At 62.0% G+C, this 14,456-nt stretch carries 12 protein-coding genes; 2 read left to right on the forward strand and 10 right to left on the reverse strand.

The genetic code is table 11. The features are described from left to right. The 9 genes from PspS04_RS25275 to PspS04_RS25315 form a co-directional block, all read right to left on the reverse strand. Complete coding sequence (locus PspS04_RS25275; protein ID WP_095164329.1) at positions 1–546, reverse strand: DUF2780 domain-containing protein; 546 nt, start codon at positions 544–546, stop codon at positions 1–3. A 178-nt stretch (positions 547–724) separates the two neighbouring features. Beyond that, on the reverse strand, positions 725–1,924 hold the full coding sequence (fdhA, locus tag PspS04_RS25280) for a formaldehyde dehydrogenase, glutathione-independent (RefSeq protein ID WP_095164333.1): 1,200 nt from the start codon (positions 1,922–1,924) through the stop codon (positions 725–727). A 171-nt stretch (positions 1,925–2,095) separates the two neighbouring features. Beyond that, positions 2,096–2,953 carry a formyltetrahydrofolate deformylase gene (gene purU / locus PspS04_RS25285; RefSeq protein ID WP_095164335.1) on the reverse strand — a complete coding sequence of 286 codons (858 nt, stop codon included), beginning with the start codon at positions 2,951–2,953 and terminating at the stop codon, positions 2,096–2,098. Positions 2,954–3,104: 151 nt separating this feature from the next. After that, entirely contained in the window at positions 3,105–3,737 is a 633-nt protein-coding gene (locus tag PspS04_RS25290; protein WP_095164337.1) for a sarcosine oxidase subunit gamma, read from the reverse strand. Between the two features lie 128 nt (positions 3,738–3,865). After that, positions 3,866–6,883, reverse strand: coding sequence for a sarcosine oxidase subunit alpha (locus PspS04_RS25295; protein WP_095164338.1), 3,018 nt, complete (start codon positions 6,881–6,883; stop codon positions 3,866–3,868). Continuing rightward, positions 6,880–7,209, reverse strand: coding sequence for a sarcosine oxidase subunit delta (locus PspS04_RS25300; RefSeq protein ID WP_095081389.1), 330 nt, complete (start codon positions 7,207–7,209; stop codon positions 6,880–6,882). Before PspS04_RS25300 ends, PspS04_RS25295 begins: the two co-directional genes overlap by 4 nt. A 15-nt stretch (positions 7,210–7,224) precedes the next feature. Then, complete coding sequence (locus PspS04_RS25305; protein ID WP_027617102.1) at positions 7,225–8,475, reverse strand: sarcosine oxidase subunit beta; 1,251 nt, start codon at positions 8,473–8,475, stop codon at positions 7,225–7,227. Positions 8,476–8,499: 24 nt separating this feature from the next. Beyond that, positions 8,500–9,753 carry a serine hydroxymethyltransferase gene (gene glyA, locus PspS04_RS25310; protein WP_095164340.1) on the reverse strand — a complete coding sequence of 418 codons (1,254 nt, stop codon included), beginning with the start codon at positions 9,751–9,753 and terminating at the stop codon, positions 8,500–8,502. A gap of 281 nt (positions 9,754–10,034) precedes the next feature. After that, positions 10,035–10,751 (reverse strand): TraX family protein, encoded by a 717-nt coding sequence (locus tag PspS04_RS25315; RefSeq protein ID WP_159998301.1) that lies wholly within the window; start codon positions 10,749–10,751, stop codon positions 10,035–10,037. A gap of 131 nt (positions 10,752–10,882) precedes the next feature. Between PspS04_RS25315 and PspS04_RS25320 the strand changes: the two genes are divergently transcribed. Together PspS04_RS25320 and PspS04_RS25325 are read left to right on the forward strand one after the other, a co-directional pair. Then, positions 10,883–11,923: a threonine aldolase family protein gene (locus tag PspS04_RS25320; RefSeq protein ID WP_095164344.1), complete on the forward strand. Its 1,041-nt coding sequence runs from the start codon at positions 10,883–10,885 to the stop codon at positions 11,921–11,923. Positions 11,924–12,141: 218 nt separating this feature from the next. Next, positions 12,142–12,966: an SDR family oxidoreductase gene (locus PspS04_RS25325; protein ID WP_159998303.1), complete on the forward strand. Its 825-nt coding sequence runs from the start codon at positions 12,142–12,144 to the stop codon at positions 12,964–12,966. Between the two features lie 126 nt (positions 12,967–13,092). On the opposite strand, the gene gbcB is transcribed toward PspS04_RS25325, so the two are convergent. Further along, on the reverse strand, positions 13,093–14,193 hold the full coding sequence (gene gbcB, locus PspS04_RS25330; RefSeq protein WP_095164347.1) for a glycine-betaine demethylase subunit GbcB: 1,101 nt from the start codon (positions 14,191–14,193) through the stop codon (positions 13,093–13,095). Between the last annotated feature and the right edge of the window lie 263 nt (positions 14,194–14,456).

Genomic DNA, 14,456 nt, shown 5'->3' on the forward strand with positions numbered 1-14,456 from the left:
TTATACGCCCCAGATGCTGCCCAGGCTCTTGAGCAGGGTACCGCCAACGCCTTGCTGGCCCAGGTACTGCAGCAAGATCGGGGCAAACTGGCCGACCATGCCACTGTCCATGCCCAACGCGCTGAACGCGGTGTTCAGGTCGTTGGTGTCCTTGACGTTACCCAGGGCGTTTTCCAGGCCCGCGGCCTTGCCGGACGAACCCAGCATGCCCGCCAGGGCGCCCAGGTTACCGCTGCCACCGGAGAGCTTGTCGATACCCGGCACGCTCTTGGCCAGTTCCGAATAGTCGCTGGCGCTCAGCTTGTTCTTGGCCAGGCCCAACATCGCGCTGGTGCCGCCAATGGCTTGTTCTGGTTTAACGTCCAGGGCGCTCAGGGCGCTCAACAGGCCGGCAGTCTGCGAGGTCGGCGCTGCGGCGGCGGCCTTGTCGCCACCCTGCATGCCCGATACCGCACCCGCCACATCGTTCAGGCTGAAACCGGCGAAGACCGGGCTGGCGACCAATGTCATGAGCGAAGCCAAAGCAAAACCGCGTGAAATCTTCATCGAAAAACTCCTGAACCTTCAAAAATGCCCTCAAGCGGGCGCAAAGCTGGCATTTTGACTGAAAACCACCGGCTATTGTTCCGCGACTGACTTCCCTTTCATCTCATGGACTGCGCAAACGGTTTTTGCCCCATAAAAAAGGACGACCCGAGGTCGCCCTTTTGCCCTGCAACAGCCCTTAGGCCGCACTAAACAACTTATGCGGATCAATCACAAACTTCTTCGGTACACCCGCATCGAATTCGCCATAACCACGTGGCGCATCATCCAGGCTGATCACCTCAACACCCACGATGTCGGCAATATGAATGCGGTCCCACATGATCGCCTGCATCAGTTGGCGGTTGTACTTCATCACCGGGGTCTGGCCGGTGTGGAAGCTGTGGGATTTGGCCCAGCCCAGGCCAAAGCGGATGCTCAGGCTGCCCATTTTCGCGGCGGCGTCCACCGCACCCGGGTCTTCAGTCACGTAGAGGCCCGGGATGCCGATCTTGCCAGCGACACGCACCACGCCCATCAGGGAGTTGAGCACGGTGGCCGGGGCTTCGTGTTTCACGCCAGCATGGCCGTGGCCGCGGGCTTCGAAGCCCACGGCGTCGACGGCGCAATCCACTTCCGGCTCGCCCAGCAGCGCGGCGATCTGTTCGTGCAGTGGGGTATCGAGGGACAGGTCGGCGATTTCGAAACCCTGAGCCTTGGCGTGGGCCAGGCGGATCGGGTTGACGTCACCGATGATCACCACCGCGGCGCCCAGCAGGCGTGCCGACGCGGCGGCCGCCAGACCGACGGGGCCGGCACCGGCCACATACACGGTGCTGCCCGGGCCAACGCCGGCAGTAACGGCGCCGTGATAACCGGTCGGGAGGATGTCGGAGAGGCAGGTCAGGTCGCGGATCTTCTCCATGGCGCGGTCGCGATCCGGCAGTTTCAGCAGGTTGAAGTCGGCGTACGGCACCATGGCGTACTCGGCCTGGCCACCGGTCCAGTCGCCCATGTCGACATAACCGTAGGCGCCGCCCGGGCGAGCCGGGTTCACGCTCAGGCACACGCCGGTGTGCATTTCCTTGCAGGAACGGCAGCGCCCGCAAGCCACGTTGAACGGCACCGAGACCAGGTCGCCGATTTTCAGGTTCTCGACGTCGCTGCCCTTCTCGATCACTTCACCGGTGATCTCGTGTCCCAGCACCAGACCGGTCTGGGCCGTGGTACGACCGCGCACCATGTGCTGGTCGGAACCACAGATGTTGGTGGAGACCACGCGCAGGATCACCCCGTGTTCGATCTTCCGGCCGCGCGGGTCCTGCATTTTCGGATAGTCGATTTTCTGTACTTCGACCTTGCCCGCGCCGAGATACACCACACCACGATTGCCAGACATGCTTTCACCTCGCTGTTGTTTTTATGAAACCGCGCTGCCCAGACAGGCAGCGCGTTAAGTGCTCGGGTACAGATGCTGTTTCTTGTGTTGCTTGTTGGGGCCTCATCGCGGGCAAGCCCGCTCCCACGGTTTTGCGCCTACTGTGGGAGCGGGCTTGCCCGCGATGGCAATCTAAAGAACGACCGTGCGATTGGCGTTCAAGAACACCCGCCGCTCAATGTGATACCCCACCGCCCGGGCCAGGGTCAGGCCTTCGATATCCCGCCCCTTGGCGATCAGGTCTTCGGGGTAATGGCTGTGATCCACCGCCTCCACGCCCTGGGCAATGATCGGGCCTTCGTCCAGGTCGTTGTTGATGTAATGCGCCGTGGCGCCGACCAGCTTCACGCCCTTGTTGTAAGCCTGGTGATAGGGCTTGGCGCCCTTGAAACCGGGCAGCAACGAGTGGTGGATGTTGATCGCCTTGCCGTCGAGCTTGCGGCACAGTTCCGGCGACAGCACTTGCATATAACGCGCAAGAATCACCAGTTCGGCACCGGACTCCTCGATCACCTGCCACACCTGCCGCTCTTGCGAGGGCTTGTCGTTGGGGTCGAGGGGGAAGTGGTAATAGGGAATGCCGTGCCAGTCGGCCAGGGGCTTGAGGTCTGGGTGGTTGGAGACCACCGCCGCGACGTCCATCGACAGCTGGCCGATGCGTTGGCGGTAGAGCAGATCGTTGAGGCAGTGATCGGCCTTGGAGACCATGATCACCACTTTTGGCCGGTGGTGCGGCGGGGTCAGTTCGAAAATCATCCCGAAGGCTTCGCCGCGCTCGGCCAGACCGGCGCGGAACGATTGCTCGTCGAAACCCTCGGGCTGGCGAAACTCCACACGAATGAAAAAACGCCCCGAAAGCCGGTCATCAAAGGAGTGGTGCTCGGTGACGTAGCAGCCCTGCTCGAACAGAAAGCGGGTCACCGCATCCACGGTGCCGAGGACGCTGGGGCAGTCGGCGGTCAGAATCCATGTGTCTGGGGCGCGGCTCATAGTGCGGTGACTCCTGTGAAATCGGTGGATGCCTACTGTAGGAGCGAGCTTGCTCGCGATGGAGGTCAACGATGACGCGTACTTCCTGACTTAACGCGTCGCTCTCAAGTCCATCGCGAGCAAGCTCGCTCCTACAGTGACGCTGGTGAGATCAAGCCTGAACGCTAAGCCCGTACTCGGCTGCCGCATCCTGCAACCACAACCACCAGTAATCCGAGAAGCTGCGACGGATCAGCAATTCCCAGGTGTCTTCTGCGGTGTGGCGGATCACCAGTTGCGACTTGGCGAACACCGTGCCCACCGCCTTGCCCACCGGGAAATTGTTGGGGTGCACGTCGTAGCTGGTGGATTTCATCAGCACCTGGCGCACGTTCGGGCCGCTCAGTTCGAGGATCTGCTGACCACCGCTGACGTTGACGATCTGGATGTGCAACTCGCCCAGGGCTTCACGCAGCTTCTGCTCGGCGACGAACTCTTCACCGCTTGGAACGATCAGCAGCCATTCATCCGGCCCCATCCATTGCAGGCTGGTCTCACCCTTGACGATGACGCTCAGCGCCCCCGGCAACTCGATGCCCAGGGCCTTGTGCACACCGGCGGCGAACGCGGCATCGTGGCCGTCGCCACGCAGGGTCAGGTGACCGAGGAGTTTTTTCTCACGCACGATCACGCCGGCGTTTTTGCGGCCCTTGCCCACCAGGCTGGCGAGGTCGGCATGCTGCAACGACGACTCGGCCTTGGCCCCGGTGGTTGGGCGTTGTTGGTACACATTGGCTACGGTCATAAAGCACCTTTCCTGATTTCGTTTCCCTGTGGGAGCGGGCTTGCCCGCGATGGGAGCAACTCGGTCTGCCTGAGGCACCGCGTTATCGTTCATCGCGGGCAAGCCACGCTCCCACAGGTTCTGTGGTGTTAGATGTTCTGGCGATCACCCTTCGGATCGAAGAACACCGAAGAAACGATTTCCGCCTCGATCACACTGCCGTCGGCCAGCGGTGCGAACACCCGCTCACCGATGCGCTTCAGGCCGCCTTTGACCACGCCCATGGCAAACGAGTAGCCCAGGGAGTTGTGCAAGTAGCTGGAAGTCACGTGACCGACCATGCTCATCGGGATCGCCTGTTTGGTGTTGAACACCAACTGCGCACCTTCCGGCAGCCACTTGGTCGGGTCGATCGGCTTGAGACCGACCAGTTGCTTGCGTTGCTCACGCACGCAGTCTTCGCGGTTCATGCCCCGCCAGCCGATCCACGAGAACGGTTTGGTGCGGCCCACACACCAGCCCATGTTCAGGTCGTCCGGGGTCATCGAGCTGTCGGTATCCTGGCCAACGATGATGAAACCCTTCTCGGCGCGCAGCACGTGCATGGTCTCGGTGCCATATGGCGTCAGGTTGTACTTCTTCCCCGCCTCAACAATCTTCTCCAAAACACCCATGGCGTAGTCGGCCTGCACGTTGACTTCGTACGACAGCTCACCGGTAAAGGAAATCCGGAACACCCGCGCCGGCACGCCGCCCACCAGGCCTTCTTTCCAGGTCATGAACGGGAAGCCGTCCTTGTCCAGGTCGATGTCGGTGACTTCGCTGAGCAGCTTGCGGCTGTTCGGCCCGGACAGGGTCATGGTGGCCCAGTGGTCCGTCACGGAAGTGAAGTACACCTTCAGGTCCGGCCATTCGGTCTGGTGGTAGATCTCCAGCCACTGCAGCACGCGGGCCGCGCCACCGGTGGTGGTGGTCATGACAAAGTGGTTGTCGGCCAGGCACGCCGTCACACCATCGTCGAAGACCATCCCGTCTTCCTTGCACATCAGGCCGTAGCGCGCCTTGCCCACGTCCAGCTTGGTCCAGGCGTTGGTGTAGACCCGGTTGAGAAACTCCCGTGCATCCGGCCCTTGAATATCGATCTTGCCCAGGGTCGAGGCATCCAGCAGGCCGACGCTTTCGCGCACTGCCAGGCATTCGCGCTTGACCGCGGCATGCAGGTCTTCAGCGTTTTTCGGGAAGTACCAGGGACGTTTCCACTGCCCGACGTCTTCGAACTCGGCGCCGTTTTTCAGGTGCCATTGATGCAGCGCGGTATACCGCACCGGCTCGAAGATGTGCCCACAGTGACGACCGGCTACTGCGCCGAATGTTACCGGCGTGTAGTTGGGGCGGAACATGGTGGTGCCCATCTGCGGGATCGTCACGTTCAGCGAACGGGCCGCGATGGCCAGGCCGTTGACGTTACCCAGCTTGCCCTGGTCGGTGCCGAAGCCCAGCGCGGTGTAGCGCTTGACGTGCTCGACCGACTCGAAGCCCTCGCGGGTGGCCAGTTCGATGGCGGCCGCGGTGACATCGTTCTGCAGGTCGACGAATTGCTTCGGCGCCCGTGCGGTGTTCTTTTCGTGCGGCACCTGGAACAGTGCCAGGGTCGCCTCTTCATGGCGGCTCAGGGCTTTGGGCAACACACCCTCGACCGTCTGGAAGCCAGCTTCGGCAGCGGCGCGGGCGCCCCCTTCAAAACCATCGGCCAGGGAATCGCCAAGGCCATAGACGCCGTTGATCCCACCCACGCACACGCGCTTCTGCGGCGCTTCACCCGGGACAAAACCGAGGATGTCTTCACGCCAGGTCGGCTTGCCGCCCAGGTGCGACGCCAGGTGAACCACCGGGCTGTAGCCGCCGGAGCTGGCCACCAGGTCGCACTCCAGCCATTCGCCCGGGCTGGTCACGGTGTGCGCCTTGACGTCGATCGCGGCCACACGGGCAGCGGTCACGTGCTTGCTGCCACGGGCTTCGATCACTGCGCTGCCGGTCAGGATGCGGATGCCCTTGGCCCGGGCTTCTTCCACCAGGGCACCGCGCGGGTTGCTGCGGGCATCGGCGATGGCCACCACTTGCAGGCTGGCGTCGAGCCAGTCCAGGGCCACGCGGTAGGCGTGATCGTTGTTGGTGCTCAGGACCAGCTTCTTGCCCGGTGCAACGCCATAGCGCCGCACGTAGGTGGAGACCGCGCCAGCCAGCATGTTGCCCGGCACGTCGTTGTTGCCGTAGACCAGCGGCCGCTCGCACGCGCCGGTAGCCAGCACCACGCGCTTGGCGCGAACCCGGTGGATGCGCTGGCGCACCTGGCCGATCGGGGCGCGGTCGCCGAGGTGATCGGTAAGGCGCTCGTGAATGGTCAGGAAGTTATGGTCGTGGTAACCGTTGACCGTGGCGCGCGGCAACAGCAGCACGTCCGGGGTATCTTTCAGTTCAGCGATGACGCTGGCGACCCATTCGGCGGCCGGCTTGCCATCGAGGCTCTCACGGGAATCGAGCAGGCTGCCGCCGAACTCTTCCTGTTCATCGGCGAGGATCACCCGCGCCCCGCTGCGCGCAGCCGCCAGTGCCGCGGCCAGGCCAGCAGGGCCGGCGCCGACGATCAGCACGTCGCAGTGCTGGTTCATGTAGTCGTAGGTGTCCGGATCGTTTTCGGTCGGCGAGCGACCCAGGCCAGCGGCCTTGCGGATGTACTTCTCGTACGTCATCCAGAACGATTGCGGGTACATGAAGGTTTTGTAGTAGAAACCCGGCGGCATCAGCTTGCCGCCGACCTTGCCGAGAATCCCCATCATGTCGTTGTTGACGCTCGGCCAGCCGTTGGTGCTGGTGGCAACCAAACCTTGATACAGCGCTTGTTGCGTGGCACGCACGTTGGGGATCTGGGTGGCTTCGGTGGCGCCGATCTGCAGCACCGCGTTCGGTTCTTCGGCACCGGCGGCAAAGATCCCGCGTGGCCGCGAATACTTGAAGCTGCGACCGATGATGTCGACGCCGTTGGCCAGCAGGGCCGCCGCCAGGGAGTCACCTTCAAAGCCCTTGTACACCTGGCCGTTGAACGTGAAGCTCAAGACTTTGTTGCGGTCGATCCGTCCACCGTTGGACAGGCGATTGATCTGGCTCATACCTTCGCTCCCAGAGCCTGCGCGGCCGCTTTCGGACTTTCAGTCTTGTCGGTGAACTGCGGCTTGCTGCCGATCTTGTAGGTTTCGAGAATCTCGTAGGTCACGGTGTCGCGGGTGACGTTGAAATACTGACGGCAACCGGCGACGTGGTCCCACAGTTCGTGGTGCAGGCCACGGGGGTTGTCACGGAAGAACAGGTAGTCGCCCCACTCCTCGTCGGTGCAGGTGTTCGGATCCAGCGGACGTGGGATGTGCGCCTGGCCGGATGCGTGGAATTCCTCTTCGGAGCGCAGTTCGCCACAGTGAGGACAGAAGATATGCAACATAGGAAATTTCTCCTGTTAGTGGGCGACGGCAGCAGCGCCGTGTTCGTCGATCAGCGCGCCGTTATGGAACCGGTCGATGGAGAAAGGCGCCGCCAGCGGATGCATTTCACCCTTGGCCAGGCTCGCCGCAAATACGTTGCCCGAACCCGGCGTGGCCTTGAAGCCACCGGTGCCCCAACCGCAGTTGAAGAACATGTTCGGCACCGGGGTCTTGGAAATGATCGGGCAGGCATCCGGCGTGGTGTCGACGATGCCGCCCCACTGGCGGTTCATGCGCACCCGCGACAGCACCGGGAACATCTCGACGATGGCCTGGATGGTGTGCTCGATCACCGGGTACGAACCGCGCTGGCCGTAGCCGTTGTAGCCGTCGATACCGGCACCGATCACCAGGTCGCCCTTGTCGGACTGGCTGATGTAACCGTGTACCGCGTTGGACATGATCACGCTGTCGATAATCGGCTTGATCGGCTCGGACACCAGCGCTTGCAGCGGGTGTGATTCGATCGGCAGGCGGAAGCCGGCGAGCTTGGCCATGTGCCCGGAGTTACCGGCGGTCACCACACCGACGCGCTTGGCACCGATGAAACCCTTGTTGGTTTCGACGCCGATGCACACGCCGTTTTCCTTGCGAAAACCGATCACTTCGGTCTGCTGGATCAGGTCCACGCCGAGGGCGTCGGCGGCCCGGGCAAAACCCCAGGCCACGGCATCGTGACGGGCCACACCGCCGCGACGCTGGACGGTAGCGCCCATCACCGGGTAGCGGGTGTTCTTCGAGCAGTCCAGGTACGGAATCTCGTCGGCGACCTGCTGGGCGTTGAGCAACTCGCCGTCAACGCCATTGAGGCGGTTGGCGCTGACCCGACGCTCGGAGTCACGGATGTCCTGCAGGGTGTGGCACAGGTTGTAGACGCCACGCTGGGAGAACATCACGTTGTAGTTGAGGTCCTGGGACAGGCCTTCCCAGAGTTTCATCGCGTGCTCGTAGAGGTGCGCTGACTCGTCCCAGAGATAGTTGGAACGCACGATGGTGGTGTTGCGCGCGGTGTTACCACCGCCCAGCCAGCCCTTCTCGACCACGGCCACGTTGGTGATGCCGTGCTCCTTGGCCAGGTAGTAGGCGGTTGCCAGACCATGCCCGCCGCCGCCGACGATGACCACGTCGTAGACCTTTTTCGGGGTTGGCGTGCGCCACATGCGCTGCCAGTTTTCGTGGTGGCTGAGGGAGTGTTTGAAGAGGCCGAAGCCTGAGTAGCGTTGCATAGTCATTTACTCCAAAAACCGCGCTCAGCGATAAACCGGGAAGTCAGCGCACAGGGCCGAAACCTGCTGGGCGACATTGGCCTCGACATCGGCATCGCCGAGGTTGTCGAGGATGTCGCAGATCCAGCCGGCCAGCGTCACGCACTGGCTCACTTTGAAGCCGCGAGTGGTGACTGCCGGGGTGCCGATGCGCAGGCCGGAAGTGACGAACGGCGACTGTGGGTCATTCGGCACGGCGTTCTTGTTCACGGTGATGTGTGCACGACCAAGGGCGGCATCCGCGTCTTTGCCGGTCAGGCCCTGGCGGATCAGGCTGACCAGGAACAGGTGATTGTCGGTGCCGCCGGACACTACATCGTAGCCACGTTTGATAAACACGCTGGCCATGGCCTGGGCGTTGTCGATCACTTGTTGCTGATAAACCTTGAAGCCTGGCTCCAGCGCTTCCTTGAAACACACTGCCTTGCCGGCAATCACATGCATCAGCGGGCCGCCCTGGGCACCGGGGAACACCGCGGAGTTGAGCTTCTTCTCGATTTCTTCGTTGGCCTTGGCCAGGATCAGGCCGCCACGCGGACCGCGCAGGGTCTTGTGGGTGGTGGTGGTGACCACGTCGGCGTACGGCAGCGGGTTGGGATACAGACCGGCAGCGACCAGGCCGGCAACGTGGGCCATGTCGACGAACAGCAGTGCACCGACCTTGTCGGCGATCTGCCGAAAGCGTGGGAAGTCGAGGGTCTTGGAGTAGGCCGAGAAGCCGGCGACGATCATCTTCGGCTGGCACTCGACGGCCAGGCGCTCGACTTCGTCGTAGTCGATCAGTCCGGTCTTGGTATCGATGCCGTACTGCACCGCGTTGTAGAGTTTGCCCGAGGACGACACCTTGGCGCCGTGGGTCAGGTGACCGCCGTGAGCCAGGCTCATGCCCAGGATGGTGTCGCCCGCCTGGATCAGGGCCAGGTACACCGCGCTGTTGGCCGAGGAGCCGGAGTGCGGCTGGACGTTGGCGTAGTCGGCACCGAACAGTTGCTTGGCGCGTTCGATGGCCAGCGCTTCGACTTTATCCACATGCTCGCAGCCACCGTAGTAACGCTTGCCCGGATAACCCTCGGCATATTTGTTGGTCAGGCCACTGCCTTGTGCTTGCATGACACGCTTGCTGGTGTAGTTCTCTGACGCGATCAGCTCGATGTGATCTTCCTGGCGTTGCTCCTCGGCATTCATCGCCGCCAGCAGTGCATCGTCATAACCCTGGATCTGGTCTTGCTTGCTGAACATCGCGTCTCTCCCAGCGGCGGTGGTGCGCCATTTTGTCTTGGTGAGGCACCGGCCTGGCGGCAGTGCCCTTTGATGCGATGGTATGACCGGCGCAGACAGGTCAAATGCCTACGGACGCCACGCAAAGGTGCGTTTACGACATGCTGGAAAATGGCAGGCCGCACTCAATCCTTAAAACGCTGGAGATCCTTGTGGGACCGGGCTTGCCCGGGAAGCGGTGTGTCAGGTCCATAAATGTTGGCTGTGCTGGCCCCATCGCGGGCAAGCCCGCTCCCACACAGTTATGCGGCGATATTGCGGACGAGTAACAGAAGCAGAAAATGTAGCGGATACAAGGCATACGCCCAACGGCGCATCGGCGGTGGCTTGAGATGTTTGGTATGTCGCAACAAGACCAGACCCAGCAATGGCGCAATCAGGCAGACACCAAGAGCGACCACCGCCACCGGGTTACCCAGACGGATGGCGGCAATCAACACCTGCCACTGATTCGCCGCCAGGCAGACCAGCCCCGGCAACACCGCCCAGTACCAGGGCCGACGAATCACCAGCAATGTCGCCAATGGCAGCAGCACCCCAAAAACGCCAAACATCAGTCGCTCACTGAACAGCGTCGCCAGCAGCAGCGCGACCAGCCCCAAGCCACGCGCCTGCAGGTCCTGGTGCAGCCAACCACGGGCCACCAGCAGTCCCAGCGCCAGCGTAGGCAATACGTTCAGGACATCAGGCTCGGGGATGAACAGGCGGTAGGGAATTTCACTGACCAGGCTAAACAGCATCAACCAGCCCAGGTAACGCCACTGACCGCCGGTCGGTGCTGTCGGCGTACGCGCCAGGTTTACCGCCATCGCCAGGCAGAACCAGGGAAACGCCAGGCGCCCCGGCACATAGAGCACATCGAGCGGCCAGCCGACATAGCGCAGGTGATCGAGGACCATACTCAACAGTGCCAACCATTTGAGCAGATCGAGTGCACCGTCACGTTGCGTCACGTGCATAATTGCCCCTCGACTGTGTAGTTTTCTGACAGACACATCGCGTGTGCTCTCCGGACGATCTTCGGTAAAGTGCGCACCATCATTGACCACGAGCCGCTTCACCATAAGCGCCTCGACCACGGAAGCCGGCCATGACCGATAAGAGCCAACAATTCGCCAGCGACAACTATTCCGGCATCTGCCCTGAAGCCTGGGCGGCCATGGAACAGGCCAATCAGGGCCACCAGCGCGCCTATGGCGACGATGAGTGGACCGCCCGCGCCTCGGACTATTTCCGCAAACTGTTCGAAACCGACTGCGAAGTGTTCTTCGCCTTCAACGGCACCGCCGCCAACTCCCTGGCCTTGTCGTCGTTGTGCCAGAGTTACCATAGCGTGATCTGCTCGGAAACCGCCCACGTCGAAACCGACGAATGTGGCGCCCCGGAGTTCTTCTCCAATGGCTCCAAGTTGCTCACGGCGCGCACCGAAAACGGCAAGCTGACGCCGGAGTCGATCCGCGAGATCGCCCTCAAGCGCCAGGACATTCACTACCCCAAGCCACGGGTGGTGACCCTGACCCAGGCCACTGAAGTCGGCAGCGTCTACACCCCGCAAGAAATCCGCGCCATCAGTGCCACCTGCAAAGAGCTGGGCCTGAACCTGCACATGGACGGCGCGCGCTTCTCCAACGCCTGCGCGTTCCTCGATTGCTCGCCGGCCGACCTGACCTGGAAAGCCGGGGTCGACGTGCTGTGTTTTGGCGGCACCAAAAACGGCATGGCGGTGGGCGAGGCGATTCTGTTCTTCAACCAGAAACTGGCCGAAGACTTCGACTACCGCTGCAAACAGGCAGGGCAACTGGCATCGAAAATGCGCTTCCTCTCAGCGCCCTGGGTCGGCCTGCTGGAACACGACGCCTGGCTCAAGCACGCCCGCCACGCCAACTACTGCGCACAGCTGCTGGCAGAATTGGTCAGCGACATTCCCGGCGTCGAACTGATGTTCCCGGTACAGGCCAACGGCGTGTTCCTGCAACTCTCGGAGGCCGCCGTGGCAGCACTGACCGCTCGCGGCTGGCGCTTCTACACCTTCATCGGTAAAGGCGGCGCACGCTTCATGTGCTCCTGGGACACCGAGGAAGAGCGGGTGCGGGAATTGGCTGCGGACATTCGCGAAGTGATGTCCCGCTAAAGCGTTGGTTTACACCGCTCCCCCGTGGGAGCGGGCTTGCTCCGGGCGACGTTCCGACGATCAGGCCAGCACATTCAACGTTGATGTCACTGACAGTCCGCTATCGCGAGCAAGCTCGCTCCCACAAAAGCCAACATCATCCCCTCCTATTGCTTGCTCCTCGTCTACATTGTCTGTCGAGCCCTTACGCTCACATAACAATAAGCAGGAGCACGCGCATGTCACTTCAAGGCAAAACCCTCTTCATCACCGGCGCCAGCCGTGGCATCGGCCGTGAAATTGCGCTGCGTGCCGCCAGGGATGGGGCCAATATCGTCATTGCCGCGAAAAGCGCGGAACCCCACGCCAAGCTGCCCGGGACCATTTTCAGCGTGGCTGAGGAAGTCGAGGCCGCCGGCGGCAAGGCACTGGCGCTGCAGGTGGATGTGCGCGATGAAGTGGCGGTGCATGCGGCACTGGCCCAGGCCAACGAGCATTTCGGTGCCATCGACGCGCTGGTCAACAATGCCGGGGCGATTAAGCTGACAGGCGTGCAGCACCTCGAACTCAAGCGTTTCGACTTGATGCACCAGATCAACACCCGCGCCGTGCTGCTGTGCAGCCAGGCCGCCCTGCCCTACCTGAAAAAGTCCAGCGGGCACATCCTCAACCTCTCACCGCCGCTGAACCTGGCCAGCAAATGGTTCGCCCAGTACAGCCCCTACACCGTGACCAAGTACGGCATGAGCATGCTGACGTTGGGCATGAGTGAGGAATTCAGGAATTACGGGATCAGCGTCAACTCGCTATGGCCACAGACGATGATTGCCACCGCCGCGATCGAGTTTCAGTTGGGGTCGAGGGAGTCGTTCAAGCATGCGCGCACACCAGCGATCATGGCGGATGCGGCGCATGTGATTCTGAGCAGCGCAAACCGCAGCTTGACCGGGCGCTTGCTGATTGATGAGGAAATACTGCGGGAAAGCGGTGTGACGGAGTTCGAGCACTACCGCTTCTCGCCTGACAGCAGCGACAAGCTGATGACGGACCTGTTTATTGACTAAACACCCTCCCCTGTAGGAGCGAGCTTGCTCGCGATGGACGTCAACGATGACGCTGGCAACCTGGCACCCCGCGGCGTTCTCAGGTTCATCGCGAGCAAGCTCGCTCCTACAGGTTGCGCGACTTACTCAGAATTCGATGCGCACGTCCCCCTTCGGCACGCTGCAGCACGACAGGATGAACCCTTCGGCTTCGTCTTCCTCGGTGATCCCGCCGTTGTGATCCATCTCCACCTCGCCCCCCAGCTTCATCACCTTGCAGGTCCCGCAGATGCCCATGCCGCAAGCCTTGGGAATCAGCAGGCCAAGCTTGGCCGCCGCCGCGTGCACGGTTTCTCCCGGGGCCACGCGGATGCTTTTGCCGGACGCGGTGAACTCCACCTGATGCAGGTCGGCGATGTCGATTTCCGGAGCGTCGGCTGCTTGTTCGGCTTGCTCCACGGCATCGGCACGAGCTTCCGGCGGCGTGGCGCCGAAGGATTCCTCGTGATAGCGCGTCATGTCGAAGCCGGCAGCCTCCAGCAGGCGCTTGACCGCATTCATGTACGGCGTCGGACCGCAGCAGAATACTTCACGCTCGAGGAAGTCCGGCGCCATCAATTCGAGCATTTTATGGTTCAGGTAACCGCGATACCCGGCCCAGGGCTCGCCCAGGCCGTGTTTCTCGCAAATCAGGTGCAGGCTGAAGTTATCGATCCGCGACGCCATGTGCTCCAGCTCGCGGTGATAAATGATGTCCTTGGGCGAACGGGCGCTGTGGATAAACACCATGTCGACATTGCCATTGGTGTCATAGAACCAGCGCGCCATCGACATCACTGGGGTAATGCCGACACCACCGCTGAGGTAGAGCACCTTCGGCGCGGTGAAGTCCATGGCGTTGAACAACCCGACCGGCCCGTGCACCGCCAGCTCCTGACCTTCGTGCAGGGTGTCGTGCAGCCAGTTGGAGACCTTGCCGCCCGGCACCCGCTTGATGGTCACCGAGAAGCTGTAGGGCACCGACGGCGAGCTGGAGATGGTGTACGAACGCATGATCGGCTGGCCGTCGATTTCCAGCTCCAGGGTGACAAATTGCCCCGGTTTGAAGAAGAACATGATCGGCTGGTCGGCCATGAAGCAAAAGGTGCGCACGTCCCAGGTTTCCTGGATGACTTTGACGCAACGGACAATGTGTCGACCATTGGCCCAGGTCTGGGTGGTTACCGGGTTCAGGAAGCTGTTGGACATGCTGATCTCCACGGCCGACTGTCGGCCTCATATTGGCGATTCTGCGTATAGCGCCGACCGGCCATTTACCTATCTGCGACATTCACATGCTTATCGCGACCAGCCCCTTGCTACCGGGGGTTGAGCGTCGGGAACAGAGTGGGCCATGTCGCTCGTGGATAAGGTTCTGGGCGGCGGCAGCCCCACACTCGCCTCAACAGATAAACACTGTTTGTGTCTTGCGTAGCAACCGTATCAGCCACTATTCGCCGGCCACACAGAAT

The sequence above is a fragment of the Pseudomonas sp. S04 genome, from assembly GCF_009834545.1.
Classification (GTDB): domain Bacteria; phylum Pseudomonadota; class Gammaproteobacteria; order Pseudomonadales; family Pseudomonadaceae; genus Aquipseudomonas.